The sequence below is a fragment of the Paenibacillus massiliensis 2301065 = DSM 16942 genome (assembly GCF_000377505.1).
In the GTDB taxonomy this organism is placed as follows: Bacteria; Bacillota; Bacilli; order Paenibacillales; family Paenibacillaceae; genus Paenibacillus; species Paenibacillus massiliensis.
Window position 1 is genome coordinate 104435 of sequence record NZ_KB898194.1, and the last position, 16358, is coordinate 120792.

17 protein-coding genes and 1 other annotated feature are annotated in these 16358 nt (G+C 49.3%); of the genes, 16 read left to right on the forward strand and 1 reads right to left on the reverse strand.

What is annotated here, in order from left to right:
• Window positions 1–8 precede the first annotated feature (8 nt).
• From sigG to D328_RS0119940, 10 genes are all read left to right on the forward strand, one after another.
• A complete protein-coding gene (gene sigG, locus D328_RS0119895) occupies window positions 9–791 on the forward strand; it encodes an RNA polymerase sporulation sigma factor SigG (RefSeq protein ID WP_018886797.1) in 783 nt (260 codons plus the stop codon).
• A 192-nt stretch (window positions 792–983) separates the two neighbouring features.
• The gene (locus D328_RS0119900) at window positions 984–1301 is read left to right on the forward strand and encodes a YlmC/YmxH family sporulation protein (RefSeq protein ID WP_018886798.1); all 318 of its coding nucleotides are present in this window, start codon (window positions 984–986) and stop codon (window positions 1299–1301) included.
• A 49-nt stretch (window positions 1302–1350) separates the two neighbouring features.
• Window positions 1351–2235, forward strand: coding sequence for a peptidoglycan editing factor PgeF (gene pgeF, locus D328_RS0119905; protein WP_018886799.1), 885 nt, complete (start codon window positions 1351–1353; stop codon window positions 2233–2235).
• Window positions 2236–2243: 8 nt separating this feature from the next.
• The gene (locus D328_RS0119910) at window positions 2244–2933 is read left to right on the forward strand and encodes a YggS family pyridoxal phosphate-dependent enzyme (RefSeq protein WP_018886800.1); all 690 of its coding nucleotides are present in this window, start codon (window positions 2244–2246) and stop codon (window positions 2931–2933) included.
• Window position 2934: 1 nt separating this feature from the next.
• Entirely contained in the window at window positions 2935–3378 is a 444-nt protein-coding gene (locus D328_RS0119915) for a cell division protein SepF (RefSeq protein WP_018886801.1), read from the forward strand.
• A 7-nt stretch (window positions 3379–3385) separates the two neighbouring features.
• Window positions 3386–3649: a YggT family protein gene (locus tag D328_RS0119920; protein WP_018886802.1), complete on the forward strand. Its 264-nt coding sequence runs from the start codon at window positions 3386–3388 to the stop codon at window positions 3647–3649.
• 9 nt (window positions 3650–3658) lie between these two features.
• Entirely contained in the window at window positions 3659–4441 is a 783-nt protein-coding gene (locus tag D328_RS0119925) for a YlmH family RNA-binding protein (protein WP_018886803.1), read from the forward strand.
• A 188-nt stretch (window positions 4442–4629) separates the two neighbouring features.
• A complete protein-coding gene (locus tag D328_RS0119930) occupies window positions 4630–5139 on the forward strand; it encodes a DivIVA domain-containing protein (protein ID WP_018886804.1) in 510 nt (169 codons plus the stop codon).
• Window positions 5140–5231: 92 nt separating this feature from the next.
• Window positions 5232–5521, forward strand: a binding site (T-box leader).
• Between the two features lie 74 nt (window positions 5522–5595).
• On the forward strand, window positions 5596–8685 hold the full coding sequence (gene ileS / locus D328_RS0119935) for an isoleucine--tRNA ligase (protein ID WP_018886805.1): 3090 nt from the start codon (window positions 5596–5598) through the stop codon (window positions 8683–8685).
• Between the two features lie 161 nt (window positions 8686–8846).
• Window positions 8847–9194 carry a DUF5665 domain-containing protein gene (locus D328_RS0119940; protein ID WP_018886806.1) on the forward strand — a complete coding sequence of 116 codons (348 nt, stop codon included), beginning with the start codon at window positions 8847–8849 and terminating at the stop codon, window positions 9192–9194.
• Between the two features lie 83 nt (window positions 9195–9277).
• Here the strand turns inward: D328_RS0119940 and D328_RS0119945 are convergent, their stop codons facing one another.
• Window positions 9278–10006, reverse strand: coding sequence for a TraR/DksA C4-type zinc finger protein (locus D328_RS0119945; protein ID WP_018886807.1), 729 nt, complete (start codon window positions 10004–10006; stop codon window positions 9278–9280).
• Between the two features lie 184 nt (window positions 10007–10190).
• On the opposite strand from D328_RS0119945, the gene lspA reads away from it, so the two are divergent.
• The 6 genes from lspA to D328_RS0119975 all read left to right on the forward strand — a co-directional run bounded on the left by lspA (window position 10191) and on the right by D328_RS0119975 (window position 16260).
• Window positions 10191–10694, forward strand: coding sequence for a signal peptidase II (gene lspA / locus D328_RS0119950; RefSeq protein ID WP_025680835.1), 504 nt, complete (start codon window positions 10191–10193; stop codon window positions 10692–10694).
• Entirely contained in the window at window positions 10678–11646 is a 969-nt protein-coding gene (locus tag D328_RS0119955) for an RluA family pseudouridine synthase (RefSeq protein ID WP_018886809.1), read from the forward strand. The genes lspA and D328_RS0119955 overlap by 17 nt, the downstream gene beginning before the upstream one ends.
• 274 nt (window positions 11647–11920) lie before the next feature.
• Window positions 11921–12640 carry a hypothetical protein gene (locus D328_RS0119960; RefSeq protein WP_018886810.1) on the forward strand — a complete coding sequence of 240 codons (720 nt, stop codon included), beginning with the start codon at window positions 11921–11923 and terminating at the stop codon, window positions 12638–12640.
• Between the two features lie 808 nt (window positions 12641–13448).
• Window positions 13449–14009, forward strand: a complete 561-nt coding sequence (gene pyrR / locus D328_RS0119965; protein ID WP_018886811.1) for a bifunctional pyr operon transcriptional regulator/uracil phosphoribosyltransferase PyrR — start codon at window positions 13449–13451, stop codon at window positions 14007–14009.
• Complete coding sequence (locus tag D328_RS0119970) at window positions 14009–14920, forward strand: aspartate carbamoyltransferase catalytic subunit (protein WP_404821460.1); 912 nt, start codon at window positions 14009–14011, stop codon at window positions 14918–14920. The genes pyrR and D328_RS0119970 overlap by 1 nt, the downstream gene beginning before the upstream one ends.
• A 41-nt stretch (window positions 14921–14961) precedes the next feature.
• The gene (locus tag D328_RS0119975; RefSeq protein WP_026281283.1) at window positions 14962–16260 is read left to right on the forward strand and encodes a dihydroorotase; all 1299 of its coding nucleotides are present in this window, start codon (window positions 14962–14964) and stop codon (window positions 16258–16260) included.
• Window positions 16261–16358 lie beyond the last annotated feature (98 nt).

Consider the following 16358-nt stretch of genomic DNA (forward strand, 5'->3'; position numbering starts at 1 on the left):
AAGACACGATGACCCGTAATAAAGTTGAAATCTGCGGTGTGGATACAGCCAAGCTGCCTGTACTGACGAATGTGGAAATGCGCGAATTATTCACAGCTCTACAGCAACACAATGAACGCTCGGCCAGGGAAAAGCTGGTTAACGGGAACCTGAGGCTCGTCCTCAGCGTCATCCAGCGCTTCAACAACCGGGGAGAATATGTGGATGATCTGTTCCAGGTTGGCTGTATTGGGCTGATGAAAGCTATAGATAATTTCGACTTATCCCAGAATGTAAAATTCTCGACCTACGCTGTGCCTATGATTATTGGAGAGATTCGGCGTTATCTGCGTGACAACAACCCGATCCGGGTATCTCGTTCCCTGCGAGACATTGCCTACAAGGCACTTCAGGTCAGGGATAACCTGACGACTGTGAATTCCAGAGAGCCGACGATCTTTGAGATCTCCGAGGTGCTCAATGTTCCAAAGGAGGATGTAGTCTTCGCGCTGGATGCCATACAGGACCCTGTATCCCTGTTTGAGCCGATCTATCACGACGGCGGTGATCCTATCTATGTGATGGACCAGATCAGCGATGACAAGAACAAGGATGTATCCTGGATTGAGGAGATTGCCTTGCGTGAGGCGATGCAACGGCTGGGCCAGCGTGAGAAAATGATATTGTCCATGCGCTTTTTTGAAGGGAAGACGCAAATGGAGGTGGCTGATGAAATCGGCATCTCCCAGGCCCAGGTATCCAGACTTGAGAAGTCGGCAATCCAGCAAATGCAGAAGCATGTGAAATCCTAAATAAAATGGCTTCCATCTCAAATGGCTTCCATCAGGGCATTCTTCAAGATCGGGAATCTTGAAGGATGCCCTTTTCATCTTGAAAGCTGATGGACTGCTACATTAAATTTAGTGGGACAGGACATTTTTACATTCTCCCTCATATACTTGCAAAGTAAAGGATGTGAGGCTGTGGATGAAATGAGGACTGTCATGCGAACGATTAAAATATCCGAATTTCAGACGAAGGACGTCATTAATGTCATGGATGGCAGGCGGCTGGGGCAGCTTGGCGATCTTGAGGTGGATTTGGAATACGGACGTATTGAGGCGATTACTGTACCAGCAGCGGGTGTGTTCAAAGGCTGGTTCGGTGGAGGGAGCGAGCTGGTCATTCCGTGGCAGCATATTGTCAAGATCGGGACGGATGTCATCCTGGTGCGACTGGAGGAGCTTGCAGAGGTTCAGACGGAGAGACGGCGTACACCCCAAGGGGACTATGTGGAACGATGGGAACGCAAAGGTACGTAGAGACACCCGGAGCTGATTTTGGTACACTGGGCTGTAGAGGTGAAATGAATTGGAACCATTTGTGATTGAAGAATGGACAGGAGCAACGAGCGGAGGCGAACTTTCGTCAGGTCCCGTACCGCGCTTAATGAATCTTGAGGCTTGGCGGGCACAGGATGCACGGCTGCAGGCTGGATTCACGACACGGAGCGGGGGAACCAGCAGACCGCCTTACTATAGCCTGAACTGTGCTTATCATGTGGGAGACGATCCTGTAGCTGTGCTTAATAATCGTATACAGCTTGCAGGTCGTCTTGGCTTTGAACCAGAGGCCTGGACATGTGGCGAGCAAGTGCACGGAACCAGCATTGCTGTCGTGACAGCTGAGGATAAGGGCAAGGGCTTCCGGGATCGTGCTTCTGCTTTTGCAGATACTGATGGAATGATTACGAACGTACCAGGTGTGCTACTGACCTCTTTTTATGCTGACTGTGTCCCATTGTATTTCTGGGACCCCGTAGAACAAGTCGTAGGTCTGGCGCATGCAGGCTGGAAGGGCACAGTCGGTCAGATCGCATTGCGCATGATTACAGCTATGGAAGAGCAATACGGCACATCGAGAGCCGATCTGCGCGCAGCAATTGGACCTTCCATTGGCTCATGCTGCTATGAGGTAGATGAGCATGTGATGCGTCATATACGGGTTTTGGAGGAAGAATCCGGGGGTAATGGTTCATGGAACCAGAAGGTGTATTACCCCACTGATGCGGGAAAAACGATGCTTGACTTGAAACAATGCAATCGACAGATTATGATGAAAGCAGGAATATTGGCGTCTAATATCGAATGTACTACTTTATGCACCAGCTGCAGGAACGATTTGTTTTTCTCTTATCGCAAGGAGAACGGCATGACGGGAAGGATGGCTAGCTGGATAGGCTTTGAAGAGAGGTGAACCTTCCTGTGTCCTTGGAAGACAGAATAAAGGATGTCCAGACCCGAATCGGCGAGGCTTGTAGTCGGAGCGGCCGAGCCAGTCATGATGTGAATGTGATTGCTGTCACGAAATATGTGGCTGTCCCAGCCATGTCTGCTGTTCTGGACAGTGGGCTTGTGCATGTCGGTGAGAATCGCTGGCAGAACGCTGCTGAGAAGTGGGAGCAGCTTGGCGAACGGGGAATATGGCATTTTATAGGCCATTTACAGACGAATAAGGTTAAGGATATTGTGAATAAATTCAAGTATATTCACTCTCTTGATCGAATATCACTTGCTCAGGAGCTCGAACGCAGAGCTTCAGGATTGGACATGCAGATTCAAGCCTTTCTGCAGGTGAACATATCGGGCGAGGAGAGCAAGTACGGATTGGCACCGGAAGCGGTACAGCCCTTCCTGAAGGATATAGCCCACCTCAAGCATGTGAAGGTGATTGGGCTGATGACGATGGCTCCGCATGAGGAGGACCCCGAACAGACCCGTCCGGTCTTTCGCGGGCTGCGTGAGCTTAGGGATGAGCTGAACGGACAAGCCTTGACTTCCGAGCCTTTGACTGAATTATCCATGGGCATGTCCAATGATTTTGAAGTGGCCGTTGAGGAAGGTGCGACCTGGCTGCGTCTGGGATCTGTCCTGGTAGGAAAAGAGGAGGGCTAGTATGGGCGTAATGAATAAGTTTATGAACTTTCTGGGCCTGCAGGAGGAAGAGCAGGTTGTTGAGCGGGAAATGCTACAGGAAGAAGAACTTGAAACTCCAGCCTTTGATAAGCGTAAGAACCAAAGAGGAAGCAATGTAGTCAGTATTCATTCCCAGAAGAATGTGAAGGTTGTCCTTTACGAGCCACGCTCATATGATGAAGCCCAGGAGATTGCCGACCATCTGCGCTCTCATCGCTCCGTCGTCGTTAATTTGCAACGTATACGCAAAGATCAGGCTTTGCGGATTATTGATTTTTTGAGCGGTACCGTCTATGCCGTGAACGGTGGTATCTCCAAGGTAGGGCATAATATCTTCTTATGCACCCCAGACACGGTGGAAATTCAGGGCTCGATTACTGAAATTTTAGCCGATAGTGAATCTGAACTAGATAGGATGAGGTGATTGCGTTTTGAGTATTGAGATTGTTGTTGGTTTATTGCTTCAAATTTATACTTATATGATTATTGTGTACGTGCTGTTGTCCTGGCTTCCGAATGCCCGTGAGAGCTTCATTGGGGAATTGCTCGCGAAGCTTGTAGAGCCTTATCTGTCGCCTTTCCGCAGGTTCATTCCTCCGATCTTCGGTATGATTGATATTTCGCCGATCATTGCTCTGATTGTGCTGCGTTTTGCTGCTTCAGGCCTGATCTCCGTCCTGCGTTACTTCGTGTAGGAGGATGTCATGCATACGGAGATATATGAGCACTTCCACGCTGATGAGAAGGACTTCATAGATCGAGCTTCGGAGTGGATCGAGCGTGCGAGTGAGCTACATGAGCGCAAGCTTAGCGAATTCCTTGATCCTCGGCAGGCTTACATACTGAGCACCATCGCATCCAGAAACGGGGATGTACAGGTCCGTCTGGACGGCGGCTACGACGGAGCTGAACGACAGCGGGCACTAATCGCCCCGGATTACAGTTATTTAGACGATGAGGATATGGGAGTCGTAGTGCTCTCCATCTCATCAGATGACAAGAAGCTGTCCGAGCTGGAGCATGGTGATTATATGGGTGCCATTCTTGGCCTTGGCATTAAGCGGGGCAAGATTGGCGATTTTCATGTCCGGGATGAAGGCTGTCATGTATTGATGACATCGGATATCAGTTCATTCATTACATCCCATCTAGGGCAAGTCCACCGGGTACAGGTTCGAACAGAGCTGCTTCCTCTTGATCAGTTGATCAAGACAGAGACCGCCTATGAGACCATGGACCTTACGGTGGCCTCTTTACGTCTGGACGGAATTGTGAGTGATGTGTACCGCCTGAGCCGTAGTAAGGTACTGGCACCAATCCGCGCTGGACGCTGTCGGGTGAACTGGAAGCAGGAGGAGAATCCTTCCTGTATGCTGAAGGCTGGAGATGTGGTATCCTTTCATGGATTTGGTCGATTCAGGCTGCTGGAGACAGATGGTGTCACCAAAAAAGGCAGAATGCGTGTGAAAATCGGGAAATTTGTATAAATCATTGCAGGATTCTCGAACACTGTGTCGAATTGATTAAGCTAACAAGTTGGCACGAATTTTCCGATGCATACAGTAGAGTGTAGGAAGGCAGGAATGCACGGGCGCATGACAGTCCGCATTGTATGGCGTCTTACGACTAATCTTCTGGCATGCCCAAGAAGACAAATTCACAGGAGGTGGACATCATGCCATTATCACCATTGGACATACATAACAAGGAGTTTGCCCGTCGACTTCGCGGCTATGATGAGGACCAGGTTAATGAATTCCTGGATCAGGTGGTCAAAGACTATGATATCGTGCTTCGCGAGAATAAGGAGCTCAGAAACGAGTTACTGTCCATTCAGGAGAAGCTGGATCATTTTGCGAATATTGAAGAGACGCTGAGCAAGACGATTATCGTAGCTCAGGAAGCAGCAGACGAGGTCAAGAACAACGCGAAGAAGGAAGCGCAGCTCATCGTGAAGGAAGCGGAGAAGAACGCTGACCGGATCGTGAACGACGCACTCGCGAAATCACGCAAGATTGCACTTGAAGTCGAGGAGCTCAAGAAGCAGGCTTCGATCTATCGTGCCAGATTCCGTACACTGGTGGAGGCTCAGCTCGACCTGCTCAGCCAGGACGGTTGGGAAGCTCTGGAGAATCGTGAACGTGAAGTTCTTGATCGCGAGCGTGAGATGAAGGAGATTTACTGATTTCTCCATTCGTCGTGCGGTTGACTTTTGCTGGTAATCAGAGTATATTATCTGCATTGCGACATATTTGTAGCACAACTGTATCACAAACGATAAATTCCAAGACGGGAATCAGTACGTCATGAGCTTGTTCAGCAGAGAGTTGGCATTTCGGTGCAAGCCAACGTTCAAGGCATGATCGAATATCCTCCCCGAGAAGTGAGCTGAAGCGCGTTATGCGTGTGTAAGCGGTCACCGTATGCCATACGTTATCATGTGGCTCCCTGCTGAAGGCGGGGATTAGAGAGCCGGTTTGATCTGTTTACTCATCATTCTATAGAATAGAGTGAAGTGACAGATGCCGGAATCAGGGTGGTAACGCGAGCAGAGCCTCGTCCCTTTATGGGGCGAGGCTTTTTGGTGTTGTTTTTTGGACTCACCAGAGTGTGATTTGAAGATGAAAGGAAGAAGATGAGGATGCAACGAGTAGATATCAAGGAAAAGGCCAGAACACGCGATCTGCGCGTGCTCGACAAGTGGAAGCAGGAGGATATTTTCCGTAAGTCGATCAGCAATCGGGAAGGAAAGCCGAACTTCGTATTCTACGAAGGACCTCCTACAGCAAACGGCAAGCCACATATCGGACACGTATTGGGCCGCGTCATCAAGGACTTCATTGGTCGTTACCAGACAATGAAGGGCTATCGTGTCGTGCGTAAAGCAGGCTGGGACACTCATGGACTGCCTGTTGAGTTGGGCGTGCAAAAGGAACTGGGCATCTCTCACAAGCATGAGATCGAGGAATACGGTGTCGAAAAGTTCGTAGAGAAATGTAAGGCAAGTGTCTTCGTATATGAGCAGCAATGGCGTGACTTGACGGAAGCCATCGGCTACTGGACGGATCTGGATAATCCATATGTAACATTGGAGAACGATTACATTGAAAGTGTCTGGAACATTCTGGCTACAGTCCATGACAAAGGATTGCTATATCGCGGTCATCGCGTAAGTCCTTACTGTCCTAGCTGCCAGACGACCCTAAGCTCCCACGAAGTGGCACAGGGCTACAAAGACGTCAAGGATCTCAGTGCCACGGCGAAGTTCAAGCTTCATGAGAGCGGTGAGTATGTACTGGCCTGGACGACTACACCATGGACACTCCCGGGTCACGTTGCTCTCGCTGTGAATCCTGATATGGAATATGCACGAGTGAAGCAAGAGGATGGAGTGTACATCGTTGCGAAGAATCTCGTGGAGAAGGTAATTAACGGGGAGTATGAGTTGCTTGGCACACTCAAGGGCTCGGAGCTCGTGGGTCAGACCTACACACCACCATTCAACTATGTAGATGTGACGGGTGGAAGTACAATCCTGGGCGCCTCCTTCGTTACGGATTCGAGCGGTACAGGTGTCGTTCATATGGCACCAGCGCATGGTGAGGATGACTATCGTGTTATTCGTGAGCACGGAATTGGCTTCGTCAATGTGGTTAACCTCCAGGGCTGCTACACAGAGCAAGTCACTGAGTTGGCAGGTCGCTTCGTGAAGGATTGCGATATTGATATCTTGCGCATGCTGACAGATAAGGGGCTGCTCTATAGCAAGGAAAAATATGAGCATAGCTATCCGTTCTGCTGGCGTTGTGATACACCGCTCTTGTATTACGCCATGGACAGCTGGTTCATCCAGACGACAGCCATCAAGGAGCAACTCATTGCGAACAACAATGAGGTGGATTGGTATCCGGGTCACATCCGTCAAGGGCGCTTCGGTAAGTTCCTGGAGGAGCTTGTGGACTGGAACATTAGCCGTAACCGTTATTGGGGGACGCCGCTGAATATCTGGAAATGTGAGGAGACCGGTGAAGAATTCGCGCCGCACAGCATCGCAGAGCTTCGGGAGCGGGCGATTGGCGACGTCCCTGAGGATATCGAGCTGCACAAGCCATTTGTAGATGAGATCAAGGTACGCAGCTCCTGCGGCAAATACGTGATGACACGTACACCAGAAGTCATTGACGTCTGGTTCGATAGTGGCTCGATGCCATTCGCGCAGCAGCATTATCCGTTCGAAAATCAAGAGGTATTCGAGCAGCAATTCCCAGCAGATATGATCTGCGAAGGAATTGACCAGACTCGCGGCTGGTTCTATAGTCTGCTGGCGGTATCCACACTCCTGACAGGTAAATCCCCTTACAAGGCTGTTATGGCGACTGGCCATGTACTGGATGAGCAAGGACAGAAGATGTCCAAGTCCAAAGGAAATGTAATTGATCCTTGGGAGATCATTGAGGAATTCGGAACGGATGCTTTCCGTTGGGCGATGCTGGCGGATAGCGCTCCTTGGAACAGCAAACGTTTCTCCAAGGGAATTGTTGGTGAGGCGAAGTCCAAGATGGTGGACACACTCGTCAATACCCATGCGTTCTTGACATTGTATGCGACGATTGATGGGTTCAACCCAGCAGAGCATCCATTCAAGCTGTCTGCCCACAAGCTGGATCGCTGGATTCTGTCGAGACTGAACAGCTTGATTGTGCAGGTCGATAAGGCGCTAGCTGTGAACGACTTCCTGAATTCCTCAAAAGCCATTGAGGGCTTCGTGGATGAGCTCAGCAACTGGTATATTCGTCGTTCCCGAGATCGCTTCTGGGGTAGTGGCCTGACAGAGGATAAGCTGGATGCTTATCGTACTTTGACTGAGGTATTGCTGACGACCTCGAAGCTGATTGCGCCGTTCATGCCGATGATTGCAGAAGATATCTATTTGAATCTGAGCGGTGGGGAAAGCGTGCATCTGGAGGATTATCCTGCAGCCAACGAGCAGCTGATCGATCTGGAGCTGGAACGGGACATGGAGACGGCACGCCGTGTGGTTGAACTCGCTCGGAACGTGCGTAACGAGACTGGCTTCAAGACCCGTCAGCCACTATCTGAGCTGATTGTATCTCTGGATAATGATTTCCATCTGGCGGATTATGAGGAGATCATCAAGGATGAGATCAATGTGAAGCAGATTCGTACGGAGACAGATGACAGCGGGTTCGTTGATTTCACACTCAAGCTTAATCTCAAGGTAGCAGGCAAGAAATACGGCAAGAACGTTGGCTTCCTGCAAAATCATTTCAAGGGCATGTCTGCATCCGAGACTCGTACGGTAGTGGAGCAGGGCCTGTTGAATATCGTATCTCCAGATGGTGAGGAGCTGCAGGTGACTGCTGAGGAGCTGCTGGTGGAGAAGAAAGCGAAGGAAGGCTTTGCATCGGCTTCTGGCTATGGCCTGACAGTAGCGCTCAATACGGATATTACGCCTGAGCTGGAGCAAGAGGGCTGGGTTCGTGAGGTAGTTCGTGCCGTGCAGGATTACCGCAAGAAGCTGGATCTGCCGATCGAGAAATATGTAGCTCTGACGCTGGATGTCGATGATGAACTGCGTACAGCGATCATGGCCTTTGATGCCGTATTGCGCGAGAACGTACTGGTTACAGATGTGCAATTTGGTCATGCTGAGCCGATGGAGCGCGTTGAGGCGGGCGACAAAACATTCGGCGTTCACATTGCTGAATAATCAAGCATGCATGGGAACACAATATAGGTAATGATTAGCAAATCACGAGCCTGAAGCTATGACTTCTAGGCTCGTGATTTGTTTTAAGTCTGTTTTTAGCTTTGTTTTAGCTTTGTTTGAGGTCAAGAAGCGACTAATGCTGCTATGAAGGAGGTACAGGGATGGCCACTCGGCGTCAGAGAAAATCCATGAACCGTCATGCACTCCATGTGAAACACGATAAACGAACTGTCACGAAGGCCGTCATCAGGAGTGCGGCTACAAGGATGGAATATGCTCGCTTAGCCGACTATGCCCTGCTGCTCAATCGTCCTCTGCGTCTGATCTGGTTGAACCTGTTGTCAGGTACCTTCCGAGGCGTCGGCATTGCTATCGGCTTCACTTTTTTTGCGGCGACCATTATTTATATACTGCAAGTACTAGGAGCATTGAATCTCCCCATTATCGGGGATTACATTGCAGATATCGTCCGCATCGTACAGCGGCAGCTGGAGTTGACCAGCTATTAACAGCCTTGGGGGTGCATCAAATTACCCCTTTGTGAGTGCACAGCAACGGCCCTATAAGACCTTGAGTATATGGGTGCAGAATGCTACTCTTCATCCTCGTGCTCGGTCTCCAGTAAAGGAACGCCTTCACCTTTTTCCAGGTAATCCTGATACTGCTTACTACGAATCACCGTGACATCATGACCATATAGATCGGTAGCGACGAAGTTCTCATAGCTTTCAACGAAGCCACCAAGGTCATCGCCTGCTTCGATCTCAATGTCATCATAACGGGTAATCTCGTTGGACTCGGCCATGGCGGGGGAGTTGGAGGAGCCCCAGCTTTCGACAATTTGCCATGCGTCTTCCCCATCAAAGCCTGAATACTCGTGCTCATCAAGACTGCTACGTCCAAATGGCGGGGACAAAAATTCCTCTTCGACAGGTCTGTTATTTGAAGCTTGTGTCTCCCGGGAGTGCTGCACGCAATAGATGGTATAGGGAATGGCCTGCAATCGCTCGTACGGAATCGCTGCTCCGCATTCTGCGCAGCTACCATAGCTGCCTTCCTTCATGGCCTGCAAGGCAGAGTCAATCCGCTCCAGCATGAACTCATCATGCTCTGTCAAGGAGACATCCTTGGCTCGCTCGTATACTTCAGTACCGACGTCGCCTGGGTGATTATCAATGGTCGATAATTCTCCGGTCTCATAACGATGAGTATGCTCAAGCCCGTAATGATCATTATGCTCCAGACGCTGCTCAATGCTGCGTTTGCGGTCAAGCAGCTCATTCTGAAGCCAATGCAGCTGCTCCGTGTCTAACAGGTACATAAGTGGCCTCCTTTCCAATATAGGAATAGGGTGCGCCGAGAGGCATGGTTTTAGCGAAGGAAAAATACGGTCAGTGAAATAGATGGTGCGTGGACTGAGTCTGGGCGATTATGCTACAATGAACGGGTCTGAAATTGGCAAGAAATGAATACGGAATTAGAAAGAACGGAGATGACATATCGCTGTGCTGTACTATGTAATCGCTCTACTCGTTTTTTTATTGGACCAAGGCACCAAATACTTAATAGCTACAAGACTTGAGCTAGGGGAACAAATTCCAGTGATCGGCAATTTCTTTCTGATTACATCCCATCGGAATCGCGGCGCGGCATTCGGAATACTTGAGGGCCAACGCTGGCTGTTCATTATCATTACCATTGTTGTGGTGATTGCGATCATATGGTATATGAGAAAAGCTCTTAAGAGCGGGCAACGGCTGTTACCATGGGGATTAAGTCTTGTGCTGGGTGGTGCGATCGGGAATTTCCTGGATCGGGCCCTGATGGGAGAAGTGGTGGACTTCGCACAGTTTAATTTTGGTAGCTATACGTTTCCGATCTTTAACATAGCCGATTCCTCCATCTGCATCGGAGTTGGATTAATTATTCTGGATACCATTCTGGATTCGAGACGGACAAAGCTTCAGGAGCAAGCGAAAGGAACGGGGCAGCATGATGGAACAGAATAACCATAACCAAAGTGATGTTACAGATGAGATTGATGAATCTACTGTGCAGGAGCTGCTGGCATGGATCACAGAAGAATCCAAGACACGTATAGATAAATTCATTGCAGAGCAGCTACCGGATGTATCTCGTTCTCAGGTGCAGCTATGGATTGGGGATGGAAAAGTCCTTGTCAACGGTCAAGCCGTTAAGTCCAACTACAAGCTGAATATCGGGGATCATATTGAGCTATCTGTTCCCGAGCCTGAAGCTGTAGACCTACAGCCTGAGCTGATTCCTATTGAGGTCGTCTATGAGGATCGAGATGTCATTGTGGTGAATAAGCAAAGAGGGCTGGTGGTGCATCCGGCCCCTGGACATTCCTCGGGTACGCTGGTGAACGCTCTGATGTACCACTGCAAGGATTTATCCGGTATTAATGGTGAGCTTCGCCCGGGTATTGTACACCGAATTGATAAGGATACGTCCGGCCTGCTCATGGCAGCCAAGAATGATAAGGCTCATGCCTCGCTCGCTGCCCAGCTTAAGGATCATAGCGTAACTCGGCGTTATCTTGCGCTAGTGCACGGTAATCTCAGTCACGATCAAGGCACGGTCGATGCCCCGATTGGACGAGATACGAATGATCGCAAGATGTTCGCCGTGACAGAGCGCAACAGCAAGCATGCGGTGACTCATTTTATGGTACTTGAGCGCTTTGGCGATTACACGCTGCTGGAGCTGAAGCTGGAGACGGGGCGTACGCATCAGATTCGTGTGCATATGAAATTCATCGGTCATCCACTGGTAGGCGATCCTATGTATGGGCGAAACAAGGGGATCCGAATGGATGGACAGGCACTGCATGCAGCGGTACTTGGCTTTGTTCATCCATCGTCTGGAGAATACCTTGAATTCAGTGCCCCTCTGCCTGAGGATATAGAAGATGTACTTGCTTCTCTACGCAGCAGGTAGTCCAATATTGCACTGCATGCGCTGATATGAAGCTGGTTTTTCGAGCACTCACTCTTCCTTTTCGGGAGTAGCGGGTGCTTTTTACATTTTACAAAAAGAGGGAGAACTTCATCATGGTCCCTTGTTCACTTATTAACTGCAGTATAGTCTATAAGAATCAGGAATAAATTACTATATTTATTTACAAAATAGTTCAATTGGATTATTATACTTGAGATAATACATATGAATGTATTTGGTGATACCCTGCTGGATAAGTTTACGGAGGTTTGGAATGAAAGTATTAAAGGTGTTTTCTATTTCTGTAGCTGTATTCGCTGTACTATTTCTAGGAGTGGCCTTATACATTACTTCAGCCATGCCGCAGCTATTACAGACGAATAACAGTTCATCCACGACGGATTCTTCACCAGACACTAAAAATGACGAGAATGCAGAGGTCAAGCAGGATGCCTTGCAGCCATCTTCAACCGAGAAAACTCCATCAACTACAAAGTCTCATTCGTCGGAGACGACCGATCCACCGAATGCTGAAGACAATTCGTCAGAGGCAACTGATTCCTCAGTTACTCAACCCGAGGATTCTTTGCAACCGGAGCCGGTCCAATCCTTGATGTCATCTTCAGAAGATGTAGTACAAGAATCGCCGAGGGTAAGTTCAAGCTTGGATTCAAGTACCCTCATTATTGGAAGATGGAAAGCTGCTGGAATTCCAAATGGGTACATGGAATTCTTTAGGGACGGCACATTTGCAAGAGGCACTTATGAAGGTGAGAACGATTACTATGAATTTTCGGGGACGTATTCCTTTAGCAACAATACGCGCTTGAAACTTCAGTATGAGCTATGGACGTTAGCAACTCCCCCAGACTATAAAACTACCTCGGTAGAAAATACAAGTCATGTGTTCGAGATTGCCGTTAACGATAACAAACTTGTAATTCCTGGGGCCAAGAAACCATTTGGTGAAACGGAGTGGACTAGAGTTGATTAGAAGCAGTAAATATCGTCTTCTTCAGATGTCGAGTAATTAAATCTATCCTATATAACAACATGTAGTGAGTTGTCTCCCTTTTTGGGAAGCTCATATTGTCATGTATAATTGGGCAATTGTGCGGAAGCTCTGGGATCAACTTCAGCAGTATGCATATCGGATAAAAGAAGCCTCTCGTACCACATGAAGTGGAATGAGAGGCTTTTTCGCTTTGGATAATTTAGTTGCGATTCGTACAAATATCCATGATGACTCAACATTCAACTCACTGTGGAGATGGATTAACTTAAAGGGATAAGAAATGGAAGAAGACCTAAAAAAATCGGAGTGGATAATTATGCAGTAAAGCTGTATAATTATAAACGAAGATCAGATGGCTTACATTCCAGGTGAATTTCAGGTTACTTACAAGCAATAAGAATGAACCGATGTAAGTGTGGAATCTTATTACAGCTTTTCTTTTGGGCAATGTGCAGAACTTATTTCTAAAGGATTCGTGCTCTCAACAACTTCATAATCTGCAAATGCTTCCGGTGCTCCGGCAGGCAAGGTGTTGACAGGCCATTTCCTGTATGTCATAATGCATGAAGGAAATCTGAATAGCACCTTTAAATCAGTCCCGTGAGGCTGGCAAGGTAACGTGAATGGAACAACTGCATCCACTGCGGTGGTATGCTTTGTTGTATCCGATGAGATCAGCGACAGGTGTACTCTGTCGTAGGAACTCCTTGCCATCTTTTAGGCAAGGAGTTTTTTTTGTATCTGTCACGGGACCATATCGGAAGGGATACCCGAGGAGGCTGGAAGCATGAGCAGTGAAGTACATGTACTTATGGATGAGACGGCAATACGCCGTGCACTAACTCGTATTGCCCACGAAATTTTGGAGAAGAACAAAGGGATCGGAGACTGTCTGCTCATTGGAATACGCACACGCGGTGTATATCTGGCAGAGCGGCTGGCAGCCAAGATTGAAGAGATCGAGGGAACACCGATTCCTTGGGGTGAGCTGGATGTTACGCCTTATCGGGATGATCGTAGCGCGACTGTCGAGAAGAACTGCGCGGAGCAGCTCAAGATGAGCCACCCAGTGAGCATCCAGGACAAGAAAGTCATCCTGTTCGACGATGTACTGTACACGGGGCGGACGATCCGGGCTGCGATGGATGCATTAATGGATTGCGGCCGACCACGTATGATTCAACTGGCGGTGCTGGCGGACAGAGGACATAGAGAGTTGCCGATTCGTCCTGACTATATTGGAAAGAATATTCCTACCTCCAGATCGGAGCAGATCGAAGTTGCTCTCATGGAGACCGATGGCAAAGATGAAGTCGTGATTATCCAGAATCGGGGGGAACAGGAATGATGGCACTCCAAACCAAACTCAAAGATCGCAGCCTGCTGGGACTCAAGGAATTAAGCCGTAACGAGATTGAATCCATTCTGGATCGTGCAGCCTATTGGGAAGGGCAGGAGCAGAAGCTGGTTCCCGTGCTGGAGGGCAAATTTGCAGCGAATATGTTTTTCGAGAACAGTACACGCACCCGCTTTTCCTTCGAAATGGCACAAAAACGTCTCGGAGCTCAGGTGCTGAACTTCGCCTCCGCAGCCTCCAGCGTTGAGAAGGGCGAGTCCATATATGATACAGTTCGTACACTGGAATCCATGGGAATTGATGCTGGGGTCATCCGGCTGAAGCCGGCAGGCGTTCTCCAGCAGCTGGCTGAGACGGTCAGTGTCCCGCTGGTCAATGCAGGTGACGGGAACAACGAGCATCCGACGCAAGGCCTTCTGGATCTGTACACGATGCGCAAAGCATTTGGTGAGCTGAGAGGTCTGAATGTAGCGATTATCGGAGATGTCCTGCATAGTCGGGTTGCCCGCTCGAATCTGTGGGCCCTGCAAAAGTTCGGAGCGCAGGTTCGCTTCTGTGCACCTCCAAATATGCAGGCACCAGAGCTGGCTGAGCATGCAGCTTATGTATCCATGGAGGAGGCGCTGCGCAGTGATGTTGTGATGATGCTGCGTGTACAGCTGGAGCGACATGCAGAAGGCATGCTGAAATCTGCAGAGCACTATCGTGAGCAATATGGTCTGACGGCAGAGAGAGCCTCGCGTCTGAATCGGAATACGGTTATTATGCACCCGGCTCCAGTCAATCGGAATGTGGAGATTGATAGCGAGGTCGTGGAAAGTCCGCAATCGCTGATTTTTCCACAAATGTCAAACGGCGTGCCTATTCGAATGGCCGTCATGGAACGGGCTATGAAGCTGTAAGGATGAAAGATCAGAGACTTGAAGCGGAGGAATCGAAGCACATGACATCCCAATGGATCATAAATGCAAGCTTGTTGAATGAGCAAGGTGAGCAGGTTAACGGAGCGGTACAGATAGTAGAAGGGCAAATTCAGGGCGTATATTACGGCCAAGAGATTCCGAATCCGGAGGAGGGCGCGGAGATCGTGGATGCTGGCGGCAAGCTGGTCATCCCGGGCTTGATCGATATGCACGTACACTTGCGTGAACCTGGCTTCGAACATAAAGAAACGATTGAGACAGGCAGCAGATCAGCAGTCAAAGGTGGATTTACAACAATCGCCTGTATGCCGAATACACGTCCAGTCACGGATAGCCCGGAGATTGTGGAGCTGGTCCTGAACAAAGCGAAGGAAGCTGGATTGGCGAAAGTACTACCATACGCCGCGATTACGAAGGGTGAGCTCGGACGAGAGCTGACAGATTTCGAAGCTCTGCGACAAGCCGGAGCCATTGGCTTCACCGATGATGGAGTGGGTGTACAGAGCGCGCAGATGATGAAGGATGCCATGTACCGTGCACAGGCGCTCGACATGCCAGTCATCGCCCACTGTGAGGACAACACCCTTGTAGAGGGAGCACCTGTTGCTGAAGGCTCGTTTGCAACCAAGCATGGCTTGAAGGGTATTCCGAATGAATCCGAAGCGATTCATGTCGGGCGGGATATTTTGCTCGCTGAGGCTACGGGTGTACATTATCACGTATGCCACGTCAGCACGGAGCAATCCATAAGGTTGATTCGCCAGGCCAAGGAGATTGGGATTCGAGTGACTGCGGAGGTATGTCCACACCATCTAATTCTGTCAGAAGAGGATATCCCGGGAATGGATGCCAATTGGAAAATGAATCCTCCATTGCGCAGTCCACGCGACGTGCAGGCCTGCATTGAGGCCTTGATGGATGGAACGATCGACATGATCGTGACGGACCATGCGCCGCACAGTGCAGAAGAGAAGGCTAAGGGAATGCAGCTTGCTCCGTTTGGCATCGTAGGCTTCGAGACAGCCTTCCCGCTGCTCTATACGAGATTCGTGGAGACTGGGCTGTGGACACTCGAATTCCTGGTGCAAAAAATGACAAAGGCTCCAGCAGAGGTATTCCGACTGGAGACGGGACGACTTGCGAAGGGAGCACCTGCTGACTTGACTATGATCGATCTGGAGCAGGAACAGGCAGTGGACCCAGAGACCTTCGTGTCCAAAGGCCACAATACACCGTTTGGTGGATGGAAGCTGAAGGGCTGGCCGGTTGCTACCTGGGTAGATGGTCAGATCGTCTGGAGCATAAAAACAGAACAATAATACTCATTTTGCTAAATCAATCGCCAAGTGAAAGATGGCTGGGCGAGGATAGGTGCAGAATGCTTAATAGACAAGATCAATTAGAGGAGTGAGACGGA

Bases quoted from the DNA above. Each gene is read 5' to 3' on its own strand.
- D328_RS0119945 (WP_018886807.1), bottom strand. From the start codon at position 10,006: ATGTACCTGTTAGACACGGAGCAGCTGCATTGGCTTCAGAATGAGCTG.
- D328_RS0119960 (WP_018886810.1), top strand. From the start codon at position 11,921: ATGAAAGTATTAAAGGTGTTTTCTATTTCTGTAGCTGTATTCGCTGTA.
- ileS (WP_018886805.1), top strand. From the start codon at position 5,596: ATGCAACGAGTAGATATCAAGGAAAAGGCCAGAACACGCGATCTGCGC.
- D328_RS0119975 (WP_026281283.1), top strand. From the start codon at position 14,962: ATGACATCCCAATGGATCATAAATGCAAGCTTGTTGAATGAGCAAGGT.
- D328_RS0119915 (WP_018886801.1), top strand. From the start codon at position 2,935: ATGGGCGTAATGAATAAGTTTATGAACTTTCTGGGCCTGCAGGAGGAA.
- D328_RS0119940 (WP_018886806.1), top strand. From the start codon at position 8,847: ATGGCCACTCGGCGTCAGAGAAAATCCATGAACCGTCATGCACTCCAT.
- D328_RS0119970 (WP_404821460.1), top strand. From the start codon at position 14,009: ATGGCACTCCAAACCAAACTCAAAGATCGCAGCCTGCTGGGACTCAAG.
- D328_RS0119955 (WP_018886809.1), top strand. From the start codon at position 10,678: ATGATGGAACAGAATAACCATAACCAAAGTGATGTTACAGATGAGATT.
- D328_RS0119930 (WP_018886804.1), top strand. From the start codon at position 4,630: ATGCCATTATCACCATTGGACATACATAACAAGGAGTTTGCCCGTCGA.
- sigG (WP_018886797.1), top strand. From the start codon at position 9: ATGACCCGTAATAAAGTTGAAATCTGCGGTGTGGATACAGCCAAGCTG.
- D328_RS0119925 (WP_018886803.1), top strand. From the start codon at position 3,659: ATGCATACGGAGATATATGAGCACTTCCACGCTGATGAGAAGGACTTC.
- D328_RS0119900 (WP_018886798.1), top strand. From the start codon at position 984: ATGCGAACGATTAAAATATCCGAATTTCAGACGAAGGACGTCATTAAT.
- pyrR (WP_018886811.1), top strand. From the start codon at position 13,449: ATGAGCAGTGAAGTACATGTACTTATGGATGAGACGGCAATACGCCGT.